Genomic DNA, 19,657 nt, shown 5'->3' with positions numbered 1-19,657 from the left:
TGTTATAAATCAACGGCTTACGATCTTAACTGTCGAACTCAGGTGACCACAACATTCGGCGCCATACTAAATTTCAGAAACAAGCGGCAACGGGCGGCACGGCCGCCCAACGCAAGCCCCTGCCGCCTCCGTAAACCCGACTACAGTCGGCCCTCGAACTGATAGCGGCTACCCGGGTACCACATGGTCACGACCGATGCGACCTGGTCCAGCGCCAGCGTGGTTCGGTACAAAACCAGACACGCCTCATGTTCCGGTACATGCAAGTGGGCGGCAATATCAGCGGGCGCGTTGACCGCCTCGATGCAATAGCGCACACCCTGCAAGGGCGCCACGCGCATCAAATGCTCGTTCGGCGTCGACACCGAAAAATCCAGTGCCATATAGTCGGGGGCAACCTCAGCATTGACCCAACGATCTTCGTACTGGATGGGCGTCTGATTATCGAAGTGAACAATAACGGAATGAAACAGCGGATGGCCCGGTTGCACCTCGAACTGCACCGCCAGCGCCTCGGACGCTGATGCGCTTTCAAGCTGCAGCACCTGGCTGCTGTGCCGATGGCCCCGGCCACGCACCTCGTCAGCGATGTTTTTAATCGCCACCAATGTGGCCTGATACTTGCGGTGCGCCACATAGGTGCCCGAGCCCTGGATGCGCTTCAGAATGTTCTCGGCGGTCAGCTCTCGCACCGCTCGGTTCACGGTCATGCGCGACACTCCAAACTGACGCGCCAGCGAAATTTCGGGCGGAATTGCCTCCCCTCGTGCCACTTGCCCCCTGAATTTCAGTCAACAAATAGTCTTTGATCCGTTGGTACAGCGGAACTTCCTGTTCCGACATAACACACTCCCCATTATCTAAAGGATAGGTATTGCACATAAAAAGATTCGGGTTATTACCCAAAAAAATGCTGCAAATATACTTTGCAAAGTTGTATAGACAAATTATGATGGAAAAAAGGGGTGACAACACACTTTTTTCATAACCTAGGAGAGAACATGAACCGCTATTCGCTTACCCGCAAGTTTTCCCTCGCGCTGGCTGTATGCGCTGCTTTCGGCACCACCTCGGCACTGGCCGACATCAAGATCGGCATCAACGTACCACTTACTGGCTTTGCTGCGGCCGACGGTAACTCGGCACTTATCGGCGCACAACTGGCCGTTGAAAAGGCCAACGCAAGCGGCGGCATTAATGGCGAGAAAATCGATCTCATCGTTTACGACGACCAGGCATCGCCTAAAGATGCCATTCCAGCCGCCACCAAACTGACTGAAAAGGACCAGGTAGTCGGCGCCGTGTCGGGGCCGTACTCCGCCTCGACACGCGCAGCAGCCAGCATCTTCCAAAACGCCAAAGTTCCGTATGTTGTCGCCTACTCTATCGACCCTAGCATTACCCGCACCGGCGACTACATGTTCCGCGTGTCCTCCATGGGCGAGGTCCAGGGCCGTGCCGGCGCCAAGTTGGTCGACAACCTGGGCAAAAAGCGCGTTGTTCTGGTCACACTTAAAAACGACTTCGGCCAGGCACTGGCCAACGGCTTCAAAGACGCCGCCCCAAAGTTTGACCTAAACATCGTCAACGAATACGAATATGGCATCAAAGATCGCCAGTTTGGCCCGCTGATCGCCAAAGTAAAAAGCGATAACCCCGAAGTCATTTACGCGTCCGGCTACTTCTTTAACGCCGGCCCGCTGGTGTCCCAAATGCGCGCCGCCGGTATCACGGCCCCCATCATTGGCCAAGAAGGCTACGACAGCGACAAGTTCATCGAAATCGCCGGCCCCGCAGCCGAAGGCACGCTCGTCACCACGTCGCTTGACCGCGAATCGGCATCACCCATCACACAGACCTTCCTGAAAGACTTCCGCGCCAAAGCCGGTTTCGGGGCTGATATGGTGGCCGCCTCCACGTACAGCGCAACGTCCATTCTTATCGAAGGGCTGAAGAAAACTGGCGGTAAGGGTGGAGCCGAACTGCGCGACGCCATCGCCGGCAGCTCTTACGAAATGCCTATTGGCAAGCTCGAATTCAACGGCCTGCACGAAGTCAACAAAGACGTCCAAGTCCAGACCATCAAAAACGGCTACTGGGCACGTCATTCCGTTATTCACGATCCTGTCCTGCTGGCCGCGCCCACCAAAGACAGCAAGTAAGTCCATTGGCCCCGCCGGCGTTGGCGGGGCCCCTTTTCATTTCCTGAATCTGGAGTCAACATGCTCTTTGTCGAGCTCGTTGCCCAAGGCCTGGTGCAAGGCAGTCTGTATGCACTCATCGCCTTGGGGCTGACGCTGGTCTACGGACTGCTGCGCATCCTGCACGTTGCCCATGCCGCCCTGTTTACCTTGGGCGGATATGTCAGTGTGCTTGTCTATAACAGTACTGGCAGTTTGCCACTGGCTTTTGTGGCCGCCATGTTGCTGGCTGGCCTGGTTGGTGTCGCCATGTACCGCCTGTGTTACGAACCTATTCTTAAACAGCCGCCCTACGTGGCGCTCATCGCCTCGATTGGCTTGTACATCGCCTTCGAAGAAGGGTTTCGCATTTTGTTCGGCGCTATGGGGTTGTCGTATGCAGTTCAACCCTTGCAAGAACATATCCCCCTGTTTGGCGGCTTGCAGTTCTCTCAGGCCGAAATCCTGGCCACACTCAGTACCGTTGCCATTATTGCCGTACTGGGCTACTTACAGGTTAAAACCCGCATCGGCATTGCCTGCCAGGCCACCGTTACCGATCCGCAAATGGCCGAATCGTTCGGCATCCGTCTACGCACCGTACGCGACCTGAACTTCTTCGTCGGTTCGGCGTTGGCCGGCTTCGCGGGCGTCTGGATGGGCATGCTCAATAACTTGGTCGAACCCACCATGGGCAGCGTCCCGTCGTACAAAGGCCTGGCCATTATTGTGCTGGGCGGCATGGGGTCGGTGCGCGGCACCCTGCTGGCTGCGCTGGTATTGGGCGTTACCGAAGCCTTCGGCGCCATCTACCTCAGCCAGTTCGTCGACCGTGACGCCATTGCGTTCGCCTTCCTGATTCTGGTTCTCATGATCCGGCCCCAGGGGCTGTTTGCCAAGCGCTAAGGAGACAGACCATGGCTTACGAAATATCGCTTATTACCTCCATGGCCATCAGCGTCTTGTTTGCGCTGTCGCTTAACCTGATTACCGGCTTTTGCGGGCAAATCAGCCTGGGACACTCGGCCTTTCTGGGCATCGGGGCCTACACCTCGGTCATGCTGTGTAATGCCGGCGTGCCTTTCTTGCTGACGCTGCCTGTCGCTATGCTGCTGGCAGGTGTGGTTGGCGCCATTGTCGGACTGGCCAGCCTGCGTGTAAGGCACGACTTCCTGGCCATTACCACCATGGGCGTCGTCTTTCTGTTTGTGGGCATTGTGCGTCAGCAAGACTGGCTGGGTGGCGAAATGGGCCTGTCGGGCTTCCCGTCGTCGGGCTTCAGCAAGCCCGAATTCATGGTTTTTGCCGTCGTCCTGGCCGCGCTCGTTGCCGCCTTTTGCCTGTACATTAAAAAATCTTGGATGGGCCGGGTGTTCAACGGCATTGCCGAAGACGAAGACACCATGCGCGTACTCAGCATCGACGTGCCTCGCTACAAGCTAGCCGCCTTTGCCATGGGCACCGCGCTGGCCGGGTTGTCGGGCGGTTTGTATGCGCAGCACTTCAATTACATTGGCCCCGATAGCTTCGGCTTTATCGAATCAGTCACCGTGCTGTCCATGGTCGTATTCGGGGGCATCGGCTCGGTACCCGGCGTCATTTTCGGTGCTGCGGTGTTATCTGCGCTACCTGCCTGGTTCCAGGTCATTGGCGACTACAAATTGCTGGTCTATGGCGGGCTGTTGTTCCTGATGATGCGCTTTTCACCCAACGGCGTGGCAGGTATCGTCCGCGCAGTTTGGCGTCGGTTCAACAAGCCTGTGGCAGGGGGTGCCACATGACACAAAACTCGCATTTGCTTGAAGTGTCCGGGGTCACCGTCCAGTTTGGCGGTCTGGTCGCCGTCGACAACGTATCGTTCAATGTACAACGCGGCGAGCTGCTTGGCCTGATCGGGCCCAACGGCGCCGGCAAAACCACCGCCATGCGTAGTATTACGGGTGTGGTCAAGCCCGTTGCCGGCCGGGTTGTACTCAATGGCCAAGACATCAGCAACCTGCCGGTTCACCAGCGTATCCGCAAAGGCTTGTCGCTGTCACAACAGTTAGTCAAGCCGTTTCGAGAAATCTCCATTCTCGACAACGTGGCACTGGCCGCCGGTAGCGGTTACACGCAATCACCGCTTAAAGCCCTGCTGCATGTGTCGGCCCAGGCCGAACGCACTCGCGCCCTAACCATGCTCGAACGCGTGGGCATCGCGCACCTGGCCGACCAAATGCCGGGCATCCAGCCCTTAGGCGTGCTCAAGCGCATGGAAATGGCGCGTGCGCTGGCGCTCGACCCCGAACTTTTACTGCTCGACGAACCGCTGGCCGGGCTGAATTCAAAAGAGGCGCGTACCCTGGCCGACACCATAGCCGAGGTCAATCAGCAAGGCGTCACCATCATTCTTATCGAACACAACCTCAGCGAGGTCATGCGTATTTGCCAGCGTTTGGTCGTCCTTGACAATGGCCGCAAAATTGCCAGCGGTGCACCGCGCGAAGTCATGGCGCAGCCCAACGTACGAGCGGCCTACCTTGGGGCCGAAAGTACCGAAGCCAGCGATACCGAAACCGGAGACGCCCATGCTTGATATCAAAGATCTCTCTTGTGGCTACGGCGCCTTCGAAGCCGTACACGGCATATCGTTGTCGCTACGCCCCGGCACCATCACCGGCTTGCTGGGTGCCAACGGCGCCGGCAAGTCATCCACGCTCATGTGCCTGGCCGGCCACGTCCAACTTAACAGTGGTCGTATTGTTTTCAACGACGAAGACATCAGCCAACTGTCGGCCTACGAACGCGTCCGGCGCGGGTTGGCTATTTCGCCTGAAGGACGACGCTTGTTCAAAGACCTGAGCGTTGAAGACAACCTGCGGGTTGGCGGGCTGATCCGCCCCAAAAGCGATTTTGCTGAAGACCGCGACTTTGTGCTGTCTCTCTTCCCCGATTGGGCGAACGGCTAACGTCGTTGGCGGGCAATCTGTCAGGCGGCGAGCAACAAATGCTCGCCATCGGGCGCGCGCTGATGACCCGACCGAAAGTCATTCTCATCGACGAGCTTTCGCTGGGTCTGATGCCCAAAGTCATTGACCTTTGCTACCAAGCACTTGACGCCCTGAAGCGCAAAGGCATGGCGATTTTGCTGGTCGAACAAAACACTGACCGTGTTCTGAAAATTGCAGACGACATCTGCGTACTCGAGTCTGGACGTACGGTCTGGCAAGGCAGCGCCCAAGTCGCTGCCCAAGACCCCGACCTGGTCGCTGCTTATCTGGGCTTGCACTAACACTAAGCCCAACACCACAACAACTGCTGTTATGCCTGTTTCTGAAGGAATGCCATCATGAACAACCCAAAAGACAACGCCACACTCGCCGACCCTCGCATTGACCCCAGCCGCGTCATCCGCGCCCCGCGCGGCAGCGAAAGAACCTGCAAAAGCTGGGTCACCGAAGCAGCCTATCGCATGATCCAGAACAACCTGGACGCCGAGGTGGCAGAGAACCCGACGCACCTGGTCGTGTACGGCGGCATCGGCCGCGCAGCCCGCAACTGGGAGTGCTACGACCAGATTCTGGCTTCGTTGCGCGACCTTGAAGACGATGAGTCGCTGCTGGTGCAATCAGGAAAACCGGTCGGCGTATTCAAAACACACCCGGACGCACCACGCGTGCTGATCGCCAACTCAAACCTGGTACCCAAGTGGGCCACCTGGGAACACTTCAACGAGCTGGACCGAAAAGGCCTGTTCATGTACGGTCAAATGACCGCCGGCAGCTGGATTTACATTGGCAGCCAAGGCATTGTTCAGGGCACCTACGAAACCTTTGTCGAGGCCGGGCGTCAGCACTTCAACGGCGACTGGGCCGGACGCTGGATTTTGACGGCGGGCCTGGGCGGCATGGGCGGCGCACAACCGCTGGCCGCAACACTAGCCGGCGCGGTGTCGCTAAACATTGAATGCCAGCAAAGCAGCATCGACTTTCGTTTGCGCACGCGCTATGTCGACAAACAAGCTAAAGACCTCGACGATGCGCTGGCCTTGATCAAACACCATACCGAACGCAAAGAAGCCATTTCTATCGCGCTGCTGGGCAACGCCGCCGAGATTTTGCCCGAACTGGTCCGCCGGGCCAAAGCCGGGGGTATCCACCCCGATCTGGTGACCGACCAGACGTCGGCCCACGACCTTATCAATGGCTACTTGCCCAAAGGCTGGACAGTCGAGCAATGGAAAGCCGCCCAAAAAGATGCGGCGCAGCACCCCGAACTGATCAAGCAGGCCACGTTGTCGTGCGCCGACCATGTCCAGGCGATGCTCGACTTCCACGCCATGGGCATCCCTACGGTCGACTACGGCAACAACATCCGCCAAGTCGCGTTCGACGCTGGAGTAAAAAATGCGTTCGACTTCCCCGGCTTCGTTCCGGCCTATATCCGCCCCCTGTTCTGCGATGGCAAAGGTCCCTTCCGCTGGGTCGCCCTGTCTGGCGACCCCGAAGACATCTACAAGACCGACGCCAAAATTAAAGAACTATTCCCGGAAAACAAAGCGGTTGGTCGTTGGCTCGACATGGCCAAAGAGCGCATTGCCTTCCAGGGCCTGCCCTCACGCATCTGCTGGTTGGGCTTGGGCGAACGCAACCTGGCGGGTCTGGCTTTTAACGAGATGGTACGCAAGGGCGAACTGAAAGCCCCGATTGTTATTGGCCGCGACCACCTGGACACCGGTTCGGTAGCCAGCCCCAACCGCGAGACCGAAAGCATGCGCGACGGTACCGACGCCGTTTCTGACTGGCCCCTGCTCAATGCCCTGCTGAACACTGCAGGCGGCGCCAGTTGGGTATCGTTGCACCACGGCGGTGGCGTGGGCATGGGGTATTCGCAGCACGCCGGCATGGTCATCGTGGCCGATGGCTCAGACGCGGCCGAGAAACGCCTGGCCCGCGTACTCATCAACGACTGCGGTTCGGGTGTGATGCGCCATGCCGACGCGGGCTACGAGGCAGCTATTGCTTGCGCCAAAAAGCACGGCCTTAAGCTGCCCATGATCAAGTAATGACGGCCGCTCGAGCCTACAGACGACGCCCGGAGGCTAACAATGAACGTTCTTAACGTACTTCAATTGGCCCCAGTGCCCTGGCGTAACGGCCAGGGCCAAACGCGCGAAATCGAAACCTTCCCGCCTGGGGCGGATTTCGATGATTTCATCTGGCGCATCAGCCTGGCCGACATCGCACAGGCCGGTGATTTTTCGGCGTTTGACGGCGTCGATCGCATCATTACTTTGGTCAAAGGCACGGGCGTTAACCTGAACTTTAACGATGGCGAACGGCATGCCCTTGAATACGGCGTGCCTTATCCATTTGCAGGAGAACGGCCGCTGCATGCCACGCTGCGAAACGGCCCGGTGCAAGACCTGAACCTGATGCTGCGCCGTGGGCTGGCCGAGGGGCATGTTCAGGCCTGGTCGACCACATTGGCCTGGCCTTGCCCCCCGGTACAACGTATCGGGTACTGTGCCTTCAAGGTGCATGGCAGCTGCACGCCGAACGCGCCGGCGCAGCCCCGAAACCGCAACGCTGGGCGCATTCGATTATGTCGCTGTGCCCGACCAAGCAACGCATATGCATGCAACCCCCAAAACACCTGACAGCCTGATACTGGTGGCCAGCATACAGGCAGGCCCGCCGTCCTGCACCCCTTGAATCACGCCCGCGCCCATCAACGCTAACCGCATACGAGACTTGACCCTATGAACGGTCTGTTCGCCAAAACTGCTTTGTTACCCCAAGGTTGGGCCCACAACGTCACCCTTCAATGGAATGCCGAGGGTCTGTTGACGGCCGTGTCACCCGACAGCACCCAACCCCAGGCCGCCTGGCCTGTGGTCGACGTGCTGCTGCCCGGCATGCCCAACCTTCATTCTCACGCCTTTCAGCGCGCCATGGCCGGGCTGACCGAGTACCGCTCGGCCTCACAAGACAGCTTCTGGAGCTGGCGCACCCTGATGTACGCCTTTGCACAAAAGCTCGACCCCGACCTGCTCAAGGCCGTGGCCAGTCAGCTGTATATCGAAATGCTGCAGGCTGGCTACACGTCAGTCTGCGAGTTCCATTACATTCATCACGATATCGGTGGTCTGCCCTACAGCAACCAAACGCTGCTGGCCCAATGTCTGGTAGAGGCCGCCGAAGCAACCGGCATGGGATTAACGCTACTGCCGGTCATGTATCAGTACGGAGGGTTTGGCAATGCGCCGCCCTCAAGCGGCCAAGCCCGCTTTTGAATTCGCCCGACTGGATGCTGAATACGTTGGACACGCTGCAACGACTGTACCCGCAACATGCAGGGCTGCGGTACGGCGTAGCGCCGCATTCGTTGCGCGCCGTGTCTCAGTCATCGTTACAAGAACTCCTCGAGGGCCTGGCCGCCTTCAACCCCGATGCGCCCATCCACATCCACATTGCCGAACAAACCAAAGAGGTCGATGACTGTATGGCGCACTATGGCCAGCGCCCAGTGCAATGGCTGCTTAACCACTTCAACGTTGACGCGCGCTGGTGCCTGGTACACGCTACCCACATGACAGATGCCGAAACAACGGCGGTAGCGCGCAGTGGCGCCGTAGTTGGCCTTTGCCCCTCCACCGAAGCCAACCTGGGCGATGGCATCTTTAATGGCATTACCTACAAAAACGAAAATGGTGTCTGGGGCATCGGCTCTGACAGCAACATCATGGTTGATGTCGCCGAAGAGCTGCGATCTTACGAATATTCGCAGCGGCTACTGCACCGGCAACGCAATGTGCTGGCCGCCGGGGCCGATGGTTCGGTGGGGCACCATTTATTTACCGAGGCCCTGAAAGGCGGCACCCGCGCAGCGGCAAGGCCGGTGGCCGGCCTTGCCGCTGGCCAGCGTGCCGACGCCATTGTGCTCGACGCCAGCCACCCCGACCTGGCCGGCAAACAGGGTAATGCTTTACTAGACAGCTTTGTGTTTGCGCGACATGGCAACGGTCTGGTTACCGATGTCATGACGGCGGGCCAATGGCGTGTCCGCCGGGGCACACACGTGCAACAGGCCCTCGTCGCCGATGGCTATCGCAAGGCACTGTCGGTTTTACTGGCCGTTTAACGTCTTTTTATCTGGAATTCATCATGAGCAACACTGTCCCCGCCTTCAAATTTCATCAGGGCACCACACCCTTGCTGGTGTCCATGCCACACGTTGGCGTGCATATCCCCGATGACATCAAGGCCGGCATGACGCCCGAGGCACTACGCCTGCCAGACACCGATTGGCACCTTGAACGGCTTTACGATTTTTGGTCTCGCTAGGCGCCTCGGTGCTGGTGGCGACACATTCGCGTTATGTGGTCGACCTGAACCGCCCCAAAGACAACGAAAACCTGTACCCCGGTCAAGACACGACGGGCTTGTGCCCGGTCGACACTTTCCATCGCGACCCCATCTATAAGAACAACGCAGTGCCAGATGCCGCCGAAATCCAGCGACGGGTCGCCGCCTACTGGACACCCTATCACACACAGCTGGCACAAACACTCGACCAACTCAAAGCAGCTTACGGTGTTGCCTTGCTTTGGGATGCGCACTCGATCTGTTCGGTTGTGCCCCGATTCTTTGAGGGCAAATTACCCGACCTTAATATTGGTACGGCAAATGGCGCTTCTTGCGACGCCGGGCTTTTGGCGCAGGTTAAGGCCATCGCCGACAATTCGGGCTACACGGTGGCCGTCAACGGCCGTTTCAAGGGTGGCCACATTACCCGAAACTACGGCAGGCCTAAAGAAAACATCCACGCCATACAGCTTGAGCTTTCGGAAGCCACCTATATGCAAGAAACCTACCCTTATGCGTTCGATGAGCCGTTAGCCAACCAGGTCAGGCCCACACTGCACGCCTTTTTGGCGCAGATGCTGGCGTGGGCAAAGCAACAGGGCTAGTTTCTGCACAGCTATCTTTGCTATCGCCCTCTTCGGGCGAGGCATGTATATTTAATACCTTGCATACGCTCAAGCCCCAAATGAGGCCACGATGACACCTTCTGCTGACGATAAATGGGACGATCTATGGCTGAACGTCCACTTGGCAACGATGCAACCCGGCGCCGGGTACGGCGAAGTTCTTGATGCAGCCATCGCCGTCAAGCACGGGCGGATAGCCTGGTTAGGCAAGCGTTCTGATTTGCCGGCCGGGCATGCTGCGGCCAGGCAGCACGATGGCAACGGATGCTGGGTCACCCTGGCCTGATCGACTGTCATACGCACATTGTCTACGCGGGGAACCGCAGCGACGAGTTCGAAGCGCGCCTGAATGGTGTGCCGTACGAAGAAATTTCGCGTCGGGGCGGCGGTATTGTGTCCACCGTCAAGGCAACGCGGGCCGCGAGCGAAGATGCATTGTTTGGCGCAAGTTTGCCGCGTGTGAAAGCTTTATTGGCCGAGGGAGTCACAACGCTGGAGGTCAAATCGGGCTATGGGCTGGATACGGACACAGAAGCCAAAATGTTACGTGTGGCCCGCCGGTTGGGCGAACACCTTGATGTGCGCGTGCGCACGACATTTTTGGGGCTCACGCCATACCGCCAGAATTTAAAACGCGGGCTGACGACTACTTGCAACTGGTGTGCAACGACATGCTCGATACGCTGGTGGAAGGCAACCTGGTAGATGCTGTCGATGCATTCTGCGAGAACATTGCGTTTTCTCGTGAACAAACCGAACAAGTTTTTTGGCTGCACAACGGCATGGTTTGCCGGTGAAGCTGCATGCCGAACAACTCTCGGACCAAGATGGTGCATCGCTGGTTGCAGCGTTTCATGGGCTATCGGCAGATCATCTGGAATGGTTGTCGCCCAAGGGTATTGCTGCAATGGCGCAAGCGGGTACGGTCGCTGTCCTGTTGCCTGGCGCGTTTTATACGCTGCGCGAGACGCGGCTTCCACCGGTTGAGGCGTTGCGGGCGGCCGGTGTCCCCATCGCGGTGTCGACCGACTGCAACCCAGGTACGTCGCCGATGACCTCGTTGTTGTTGACGATGAATATGGCCTGTACGTTGTTTCGTTTGACGCCGCAAGAAGCGTTGGCGGGCGTGACGTGTCATGCCGCTCAGGCATTGGGGCTGGCAGAAGAAACGGGCACGCTATCGGTGGGGAAATCGGCCGATTTTGCGTTATGGCGCATTGATCGGCCGGGTGATCTGGCTTATGCGATTGGTTTTAATCCGTGCGCGGGGGTGGTGTTTCAGGGGAAGGTACGGGGGTAATTTTTTCTGAGTGCTTGAGCCGTGCGATGCCCCATGCCAGAGCCCGCATGCATCGCATGGCCCCTGCGGGGCTACCCGCCGTCCAGACCTCGCCCGTGGCGGACGCGGAACTCGCGAAATCGACCAGCCCCCGGCTGGTCGACAACGACTCGCTCGAACAGCCGCGTCCTTGCCCCCACGGTCAAGGCCTTACCGCTGGCATGCTCAAAGCCTTCGGGCACTGGCATGGGACATCGCACTGGAAGTTGAGCATTTTTCGAAAAAATTGCAGGCAGCGAATATCGGCGTTTTGTCAAAAATAATATACAAAAACCAAACAGTAGTGTCCCAACGTTTTCACATTAGGGTGTAATAAGTTAATGATTTACCTTGGTTTTCTGGCATTGCAGTCTGGTCTCGATTTGAACGTCGAGGCCATGGCTTATGGTCTTGCGTATCTGTACGCAAAGGACCGCCATGAACCAAGGCAAGCTTGTCTTTTCTCAGCTGATGGCTTTTCTGCCGCTGAGCACTTTTCGTCGTTACGTGGCTCGCTATCGGGGCAATCACAAGGTCAAGGATTGAGCTTGCCCTCGAGTGACGTAGTCCTTAGTTCCAGTTAAATTGGACCAAAGGAGTAAAAAATGTCAGGGTCAACAACGCGTTCGAAATATACAGAGGAATTCAAGCAAGAGGCTTTGCGTCAGGTGATGGCAGGCGCATCAATGGCATCGGTAGCACAGTCGCTTGGGATTCCAAAGGGTAGCTTGCGCAATTGGGTAACGCAGCTTAGGCAAGGTCAACCGATCGGCGAAAATTCGACCGGCACGACGGGGTCGATATCGGCTGATCGGATGGAAATTGCCAGACTTCGCGCTGAGGTTGCTCAGCTCAGGATGGAGCGCGATATTGCAAAAAAGCCGCGGCGTACTTTGCGCAAGACACGCTGCAAAGTACGCCTGGATTCAAAAAATGAAAGGTCATTGGCCGGTGAGCGTGATGTGCTGGGTACTGGAAGTGAGCGAAAGCGGATTCTCTGGCTGGCAGCGCAGAGCGGGGCAGACCGTATCGACACACACGCGTGTGAGCGATGAAAAATTGCTCGCTCATGTGCGTGCCATACACCAGGAGGTTCGAGGCGAGTACGGCTGGCCGAGGATTTATCAGGAATTACGGCGGCGTGGGGTGAAGGCAGGAAAGGAACGGGTCCGGTTATTGATGAAAGCCCATGGGATACGTGCTCGTGTCAAACGTAGATATATGGTGACAACGGACAGCAGGCATAACTTGCCAGTGGCAGAAAACCTGGTAAAACGGCAATTCAATCCACCGCAACCGGACCGGGTCTGGTGTGGTGACATCACGTATTTACAGACGGATCAAGGATGGCTGTATCTGGCTGGCGTAATCGACTTGTTCAGCCGTCAGATCGTGGGCTGGAGCGTGAAGCCACACATGCAGACCAGCTTGGTAAAGGATGCCTTGGAAATGGCCTATTTGCGTCGTCGACCTGCACCAGGCTTGATCTTCCACAGCGACAGGGGCAGTCAGTATTGCAGCCATGAGTTCCAGCAAGCGTTGCGAAACTGGCAGATCAGTCCCTCAATGAGCAGAAAGGCAGACTGCTGGGATAATGCACCCACAGAGAGCCTATGGGCGCGGCTGAAGGCGGCCTGCTTTGAGGGTCGAAAGTTTTGAGTCTCATCACGCCGCCAGAGTGGCCGTACTGGACTGGATAACGTTTTATAACCACCGGCGATTACACTCGGCATTGGGTTACACCAGTCCGATGGAATACGAAAAAGCATGGTACGCGAAACAGTATAAAATCGCTGCCTGATCCCGGGGCTAAGGACTACGAAAAACGGGGGCAACATCAAGTGAATGCGTATCCCCCGATAATGGGGAAGAGCCCGGAGTGATCAATCGTGTCTAACGAATGCACATCCCCCGTTTTTGGGGAAGAGCCAAGAGCCAGCACATGCAATAGGATGCAATGGCTTTTTGGTCTAAGCTATTGATTTTTTGGGGGATTTGACGCTTGATGAAAGCGCTTGAAAGAGGGGGATGGTGGCCTGGGGCGGAATCTAATTGGGGCGCGGCAGGCCAGTGTTTGTGAGCTTTTCCATTTAAGCACGACTTACGGGGTGCCATCTGGGGTGCCAGTGTAAAAAAACAACAAAAATGGTCTTTGGTTGGATTCTTGCGTACAGCAGTTGCATTGACTGGAGCACTACGCAAGCCCCAAACCTGCGACTAATGCATCTGCCTGTGCTGAAAAATCAGCCGGGCGACGTTTGCGGAAGGCTTCCAGATTGCTGAGCTTCCAGCGTAGGGCGGGAAGTTCTCTGGCATGATCGCATTCAAGCAATGACCAATCGGGTTCAGCGCGTACCAAGCCGCCAAGAAACTGCTTGTGCTTATCGGCCAACTTCTGCGGAAGATCGTCTCGCAAGCGGGTGCGTGCTGCAAGCAGGGTATCCAATGAGCATTCTACTTCTGTCATGCCCACGAACGCACGCTCATATTCCGCCGAAATGTCCTTGTCTTTGCCAAACAGCACTTCATGCGGTGGACGGTTGTGGCCCGCCAGGTAGATGGTGAAGCATTCGGCCATGCCTTGTGTGAGGCCGCCGGATTCATACAGTTGCCATATGTCGAACAGGTCACGGGGATGCTGCCGATCCAGGGCAGCGACTAATTTACCGGCGTACAGTTCATCGCGGGCAAGGATGGGTGCATCGAACTCAACGCCGAACAGGTCGCTGGTGCTGGTGCTCAATGGTCGGTACTCGACCGGCAATACCGTGCCACGGAACACGATGTTCACTTCAATCTTGACCTGGCTGCTATCGTTTTCGACGATCAGCTTGGTATCGCCAAGGTCTTTGCTGCGAATCAGGCGAGTGTGCAGTCCGAGGGGTGAACTCGTTGGGAGATGGCCGCGAGTTCATCGTTGATGGCCTGCAGCGCTTCATCACGTTGCGTTTGCCAGGGTTGGTAGACCACGTCGATATCAACGGACAGGCGGGGCATGTTCTGTACGAAAAGATTGATTGCCGTCCCGCCTTTCATGGCAAAGATGTCGTTATTGAAAACAGCCGGCGTAACGGCCAGCAGCAAGCGGACCGTGTCCGCGTAAGTTTTATCCATGAGGGTTCAGGCTCAATAAACTGCCATCGGCAAGCCGGCTCATCCAGCGTTTGTTGCTACCCGTGTGTATCGGGTAGCGTGCTAACAAATCATCAACATCCACCACTTCTGTCTCTCGCGCCCAGGTAAGGAAAAGACGGACGGTTTTCACGCTGGTGCAGCACGCCAGCAACTGGCCGAGCAGTTCCTTGCGTGGTGAGCGCAGGCCGTCAAAAAGGTTGCGGGCTTCCTCCAGGCTTTGTCGGGTTCCGACGTCGTACAGCATTTCCAGGACGGCGCGTTCAGCGACAGCCATACAGAGATCATCAGGCAGGCCGGGTGGGGTGGTGAGTGTCTTGGCGGGCAAGGTGGTGTCCGGCCAATTGAACAAGTTTGCATAGACATACCGGGCGGGAAAACGTGACGTGAACCACTTGGGCAGGGCGTAACGGGTGTCGCCCCACAGCACCAGCGTGTCGCGGCCCAGGTTATGCCTGATGCCGTGCAACGCCAGCGCGCTTTTGCCCCCGACATGCAGGCCGGTTACGTGCCGCTGAAGAAATAGCAATGCGCCATAGACATTAAAGTCGTCATTGGGGAAGGCATAGACACCTTGCGCCAGACGCACGAGCCACCCATTCTTGGCATAGTCGGCTGCAAGTTTGGGAGATACGCCGAGTTCCCCAGGGTGTCGAGGTCAAACGGTGCGCCGCGCGGGAGGTCGGACTGCACTCGTTTGATTAGATTGTGTCGTGAATTTACGCTCATGGGTTAAAAATAGCACGATATTCAATCGTTATGCGCATTAGAGAGGGTGGTTGTCTCTCCGAGATGACGGGTGCCTATTTATTTACGCTTTGATTGGATTATGCATTATTTTTAACCTATGAGGTTAAAATAAGCTCTTAATTTAATCGGTTTTGCGTTTGGTTTGTAAGGCATGCGCACTGCATGCCTTTGGCCCGCTTAGTTAACCAGCGCCTTGTTCCGTTCAATCAGCGCATGAACACTAGCTGCAGTGATGCCGCTGGAACGCTTCCCTATTTTTATGAGCACCAGCTCCCCTTCGTTGACCAGTCGATAGATTGTTGATCGCGACACGCCCAGCTTCGCTTGCGCCGTATGTACGCGGTACAGAAGTGCCTCGTCGGGTTGTTTCGGGGCTTGCCTGCTGGGTGACGGGTAGCCAAAGATGCTGTTTGGCATTGCCTGCTCCTTCATATACTCCTCCGTTAGACCTTGAAAGCACCCTGGGCATCAGGATGCTTTCCAAAGCCGGCGCTGCCTACGCCGTTCCGTCCGGCCCGCCAAGATGCCACGATGGGGGCCGGGTGCTTTGATCGTTCCCAGCAGCGCCCGCCGCTGGCTCCGCTGCTGCGGGTCGTCGGGATGCTGGGAACTGCGGTCTTTGCCGCTGTCATCGACGGATTACGCGCCATCCATCGAATGTGGCCTGCCTTCGGCAGAGCCGGCGTCCGTGTGAACGGATCGTCACTCACGCCTTCCAGTTAGCACCAGTCGCTACCGGCCCGGAAGGGGAATGGTTTTTCACCTGCTTTACTCCTACCCAGGTGCATGTCGCCCCGCATGATGCTGACGACACGGGTAGCCGCGCACTCGCACCGTTCACGGAGAACAGGGCGCGGTATTTATCGGTGTTTTGTTGTTAAAGAGCAGGGTTGATGTAATCATTACGCATCTATTGGAATCGGTCAATACTAATCTAATACGAAAAAGTAATATCGTTAATGAGAATTGATGTCAATTGTGCTTAATGGGGGAGGGAATGATGCAGCAAGCTGCGGCCTGAACCGTCCAGAGAATGAACGCAGGCGTTAAAAAATTGTGGTTTTTCTGCTGGCTAATCGCAGGAGAATTGCAGATTCAGGCGTCTGGGCCTGTCTCATCCCCTTTACGGGCGTGCTTGTTTAGCTTTAGCTGAATGTAATCGCTGATGTCTTCCTGAACGTGGCCAGGCAATTCTCCAACGGCGCTACGGGAGATAGACGGCCAGGGCCATGGTTCTTCGAACATTTCCCCTTTGCCAGTAACCAGCCACTCAGCACGCACGTGCAACGCAGCGGCGATCCAAACGATATGTCGTGAGGATTCGCTGCGGCCGCCTTCAATGTGGGCGATAGCACCTTGAGTGAGGGGCGTCTGGACAAGGTTTGCCAGTGCTTCCTGTGTCAGTCCGCGTGTGGTGCGTGCAATGCGTAGGCGTTCGCCAATGCTCATGCTGTGTGTGAGTTGGAGAGATTTTCAGTAGTTAGATACATTATGACAGGCTTCTGAGTCAAAGTATGACTGTAAATAAAAATAAATAACTAATAAATTTGAGGTTTAAAAAGTCAGTTTTGCGACATTGTGGCAGGTATTGGATCACAGTGGAACGCACGTTTACCATACTTTTCGATTACACAGCAGGATTCAGAGCCGATGAAACTCAATCACGAACGTGATTTTATTGGGGCAGACAGGACATCCGCCTATCGGTTATGTGCGTCTCTGCTTTGCAGACCGCGCTGCTCCTGGTTCGCTGTTCGCTCATCCCTGACGGGACTGGCTGAAGCCAGCCTTCCCCATCGCTGACGCCTCCGACCCGGCTTCCTGACCGGGCCTGCGCGCTTCGCTTGCCTGCGGGCGACACCAAGCACCTGGCAGTTGCCGGCGCATCCATCTTTCCTGACTTCATCACCTTGTCCGCGACTGTGGCCCGTGGCCGCGTGCCGTCAAGGCGCGCCAGGCCGTGTCCTCGGCTGCGCCTGCGGGCCGCACCCACCTGACGCTTTTCTCCTTGACGGCCCACGTTCGTGGGCTACTGGCCGTCGCGGGCGATGAACTCAGGAAAGACGGTGGCAACGAGGCCAACCGGGTTCTTCGTGCCGACCGCATATCAACAGCAAAAGCGGGCTCCGAATCTTGGAATCCGGTATGCGGTGAACAGCTAACCCTTCAACGTCAGGAGTATTTACCATGAACGCGATCAATCACAGCGAAGTCCAGGCCATTGAAACAGCGACGACCGGGGATGTGGTCATTCCCGAGCAGAGCAACATCGTGGTGCCGTTGTCACAGTTGCGCGTATCCAAGCGCAATGTGCGTAAGATTCGCAGCAGCGGCCCATCCATTGAAGCCCTGGCGGCAAGCATTGCCAGGGTCGGGCTGTTGCAGAACCTGACCGTGGTGCAGGCCCGCGGCGGCAAGTATTACGACGTAGTGGCCGGGGGCCGGCGCCTTGCAGCTTTGAAGCAGTTAGCCAAGGCCAGTGCGCATTCCCAAGGAATGGGCGGTGCCGTGCATGCTGGTCGCCAGTGCCGATGCCCGAACCGTTAGCCTGACGGAAAACGTGCAGCGTGAAGCCATGCACCCGGCAGATCAGTTTGAAGCCTTTGCTGCGCTGGTGGCAGAAGGCCAGCCCATCGAAGATATTGCAGCAGACTTTGGTGTCACGCCCCTGGTGGTGCAGCGGCGCCTGAAGCTGGCGAATGTGTCGCGGCGTCTGCTGGCCGACTACCGGGCCGACGCGGTGAACCTTGAGCAATTGATGGCGCTTGCCATCACAGATGACCATGCGGCACAGGAAGCGGCCTTTTATGAAGCGCCCGAATGGCAGCGGCAGCCCCATTCTTTGCGGGCCAGACTGACTGAGCAGGATATCGACGCGGGCCATTCCCTGGTGCGCTTTGTGGGGCTGGATGCTTATGAAGCTGCCGGTGGCGGTGTTCGCCGTGATCTGTTCGCACAGGATGACAACGGCACTTATATCACCGATACAGCGCTATTGGACAGGCTGGTGAAGGAAAAGCTGGACAGTCACGCCGCCCAGGTCAAATCTGAGGGGTGGGCATGGGTGGATGCTACGCCGTCCATGACCCATGCCGATCTTCACGCTTTTCAACGAGCGCCGCGTGAGCGTCGCAGCCCGACCAAACGGGAAAGCGCACGGATAGAAAAGCTGGAAGCCAGGATGCAGGCCGTAGGCGAGGAACTGGATGCGGCCCTGGAAACGGACGACGAAGAAACCGCAGATGCGCTGCAGGAAGAGGGTGACAGTCTGGCTGCGCAGTTGCAAGAGTTGGGAGAGCGATTACTGGACTACAACCCCACCATCAAGGCAGCGGCGGGTGCCGTTGTGACCATCGACTGGCAGGGGCAGGTGGTGATTCATCGCGGTCTACTGCGGGAAGCCGAAGCCAAGGCGTTGCGGACTTTGGAGCGGCTGCAGCAAGGGCTGGCCGAAGAAGAAAGCAATGGCGGCGACAATGGGAACAATGACCAATCCAAGGCTGCTTCTATTTCCGACAAGCTGGCCCAGCGCCTGAGCGCGCACCGTACAGCGGCGCTACAGATCGAACTGGCACGGAACCCACAGGCAGCCCTGGCTGCCGTGGTGCATGGCATGGTGCAGACGGTGCTGCCTGTGGGCCGCTATCCCCATTACAGCTTACCGTTGGACATGCGTCTGAACGTACAAAACCGGCTAGACAGCATAGCCCCGGATTGGCCGGAATCACCCGCTGCGGTGGCCTTGCGTGAGTTGCAACAGGCAGCAGGTGCAGACTTGCCGCAGGATAGCGCCGATCTGTTTGCCGTGTTGCTGGCAAAGCCGCAGGATGAACTGCTACGGTTGTTAGCTGTGTGCGCCGCAGCTGCAGTAGATGCGGTGATTCACCGCGCCAGCGAGCACCAGCCAGGGGCAGAACTGGCGCAGGCGGTGGGCCTGCACATGGCGGCATGGTGGCAACCGACCGCCGAAGGCTATTTTCAGCATATTTCCAAGGCCATGATTCTGGATGCCGTGGGTGAGTTCGCGCCTGAGCAGGCGGCAAGGCTGGAAAAACTGAAGAAGGGTCAGCTGGTTAGCGAAGCAGAGCGCCTGGTGGCAGGTACGGGGTGGATGCCTGCAATCTTCCGGGTGGATGCGTCGCAGGAATCTGACTGCGATTCAGACACTGACGAAACCGCTAATTCCCTCGCTGCGTAATCCTGACGATAGGCCCGCGCCCCGGTTCCGGCCGGGGCGCTTCGCTGTTCAGCCAGCATCATCCCCAAAGCTTTGGCGTTTTGGGGCAGATGGTCAAAGTCCGGGCG

General features: G+C 57.3%; 10 protein-coding genes and 9 pseudogenes. 14 read left to right on the top strand and 5 right to left on the bottom strand.

All coding sequences use genetic code 11. From position 1 onward, the window contains the following. Positions 1-140: 140 nt before the first annotated feature. Positions 141-843 (bottom strand): annotated as a pseudogene (gene hutC, locus N7E01_RS05510) (histidine utilization transcriptional repressor HutC). Positions 844-1,001: 158 nt separating this feature from the next. On the opposite strand from hutC, the gene N7E01_RS05505 reads away from it, so the two are divergent. The 13 genes and pseudogenes from N7E01_RS05505 to N7E01_RS05445 all read left to right on the top strand — a co-directional run bounded on the left by N7E01_RS05505 (position 1,002) and on the right by N7E01_RS05445 (position 13,271). Next, positions 1,002-2,162, top strand: a complete 1,161-nt coding sequence (locus N7E01_RS05505) for an ABC transporter substrate-binding protein (RefSeq protein WP_289174868.1) — start codon at positions 1,002-1,004, stop codon at positions 2,160-2,162. Positions 2,163-2,222: 60 nt separating this feature from the next. Then, entirely contained in the window at positions 2,223-3,086 is an 864-nt protein-coding gene (locus N7E01_RS05500; RefSeq protein ID WP_093970726.1) for a branched-chain amino acid ABC transporter permease, read from the top strand. A gap of 11 nt (positions 3,087-3,097) precedes the next feature. Next, the gene (locus N7E01_RS05495) at positions 3,098-3,961 is read left to right on the top strand and encodes a branched-chain amino acid ABC transporter permease (protein WP_289174867.1); all 864 of its coding nucleotides are present in this window, start codon (positions 3,098-3,100) and stop codon (positions 3,959-3,961) included. Beyond that, a complete protein-coding gene (locus N7E01_RS05490; RefSeq protein WP_289174866.1) occupies positions 3,958-4,755 on the top strand; it encodes an ABC transporter ATP-binding protein in 798 nt (265 codons plus the stop codon). Before N7E01_RS05495 ends, N7E01_RS05490 begins: the two co-directional genes overlap by 4 nt. Beyond that, entirely contained in the window at positions 4,748-5,128 is a 381-nt protein-coding gene (locus tag N7E01_RS05485) for an ATP-binding cassette domain-containing protein (protein WP_289174865.1), read from the top strand. Before N7E01_RS05490 ends, N7E01_RS05485 begins: the two co-directional genes overlap by 8 nt. Before the next feature lie 5 nt (positions 5,129-5,133). Continuing rightward, positions 5,134-5,451 carry an ATP-binding cassette domain-containing protein gene (locus tag N7E01_RS05480; RefSeq protein WP_289174864.1) on the top strand — a complete coding sequence of 106 codons (318 nt, stop codon included), beginning with the start codon at positions 5,134-5,136 and terminating at the stop codon, positions 5,449-5,451. Between the two features lie 57 nt (positions 5,452-5,508). Beyond that, on the top strand, positions 5,509-7,224 hold the full coding sequence (gene hutU / locus N7E01_RS05475) for a urocanate hydratase (RefSeq protein ID WP_289174863.1): 1,716 nt from the start codon (positions 5,509-5,511) through the stop codon (positions 7,222-7,224). Between the two features lie 42 nt (positions 7,225-7,266). After that, entirely contained in the window at positions 7,267-7,818 is a 552-nt protein-coding gene (locus N7E01_RS05470; protein WP_289174862.1) for a HutD/Ves family protein, read from the top strand. Between the two features lie 102 nt (positions 7,819-7,920). Continuing rightward, positions 7,921-9,302 (top strand): annotated as a pseudogene (locus N7E01_RS19295) (formimidoylglutamate deiminase). A gap of 23 nt (positions 9,303-9,325) precedes the next feature. Continuing rightward, positions 9,326-10,131 (top strand): annotated as a pseudogene (gene hutG / locus N7E01_RS05460) (N-formylglutamate deformylase). Positions 10,132-10,222: 91 nt separating this feature from the next. Further along, positions 10,223-11,452 (top strand): annotated as a pseudogene (hutI, locus tag N7E01_RS05455) (imidazolonepropionase). Between the two features lie 456 nt (positions 11,453-11,908). Beyond that, positions 11,909-12,010: pseudogene (locus N7E01_RS05450) on the top strand (DUF4372 domain-containing protein); the annotation flags it as partial. A gap of 65 nt (positions 12,011-12,075) precedes the next feature. Beyond that, positions 12,076-13,271, top strand: a pseudogene (locus N7E01_RS05445) (IS3 family transposase). Between the two features lie 393 nt (positions 13,272-13,664). Here N7E01_RS05445 and N7E01_RS05440 read toward each other — a convergent pair. The 4 genes and pseudogenes from N7E01_RS05440 to N7E01_RS05425 form a co-directional block, all read right to left on the bottom strand. Then, a pseudogene (locus tag N7E01_RS05440) lies at positions 13,665-14,584 on the bottom strand (nucleotidyl transferase AbiEii/AbiGii toxin family protein). Then, a pseudogene (locus N7E01_RS05435) lies at positions 14,577-15,331 on the bottom strand (type IV toxin-antitoxin system AbiEi family antitoxin domain-containing protein). Before N7E01_RS05435 ends, N7E01_RS05440 begins: the two co-directional pseudogenes overlap by 8 nt. A gap of 198 nt (positions 15,332-15,529) precedes the next feature. After that, positions 15,530-15,784 carry a helix-turn-helix transcriptional regulator gene (locus N7E01_RS05430; RefSeq protein WP_128355443.1) on the bottom strand — a complete coding sequence of 85 codons (255 nt, stop codon included), beginning with the start codon at positions 15,782-15,784 and terminating at the stop codon, positions 15,530-15,532. A gap of 663 nt (positions 15,785-16,447) precedes the next feature. After that, the gene (locus N7E01_RS05425; RefSeq protein ID WP_289174861.1) at positions 16,448-16,801 is read right to left on the bottom strand and encodes a helix-turn-helix domain-containing protein; all 354 of its coding nucleotides are present in this window, start codon (positions 16,799-16,801) and stop codon (positions 16,448-16,450) included. Positions 16,802-17,539: 738 nt separating this feature from the next. Between N7E01_RS05425 and N7E01_RS05420 the strand changes: the two are divergent. After that, a pseudogene (locus N7E01_RS05420) lies at positions 17,540-19,550 on the top strand (ParB N-terminal domain-containing protein). The last annotated feature ends 107 nt before the right edge of the window (positions 19,551-19,657 follow it).

It is taken from the genome of Neopusillimonas aromaticivorans, assembly GCF_030344915.1.
Lineage (GTDB): Bacteria > Pseudomonadota > Gammaproteobacteria > Burkholderiales > Burkholderiaceae_B > Neopusillimonas > Neopusillimonas aromaticivorans.
This window is presented reverse-complemented; position numbering and strand designations above follow the sequence as displayed.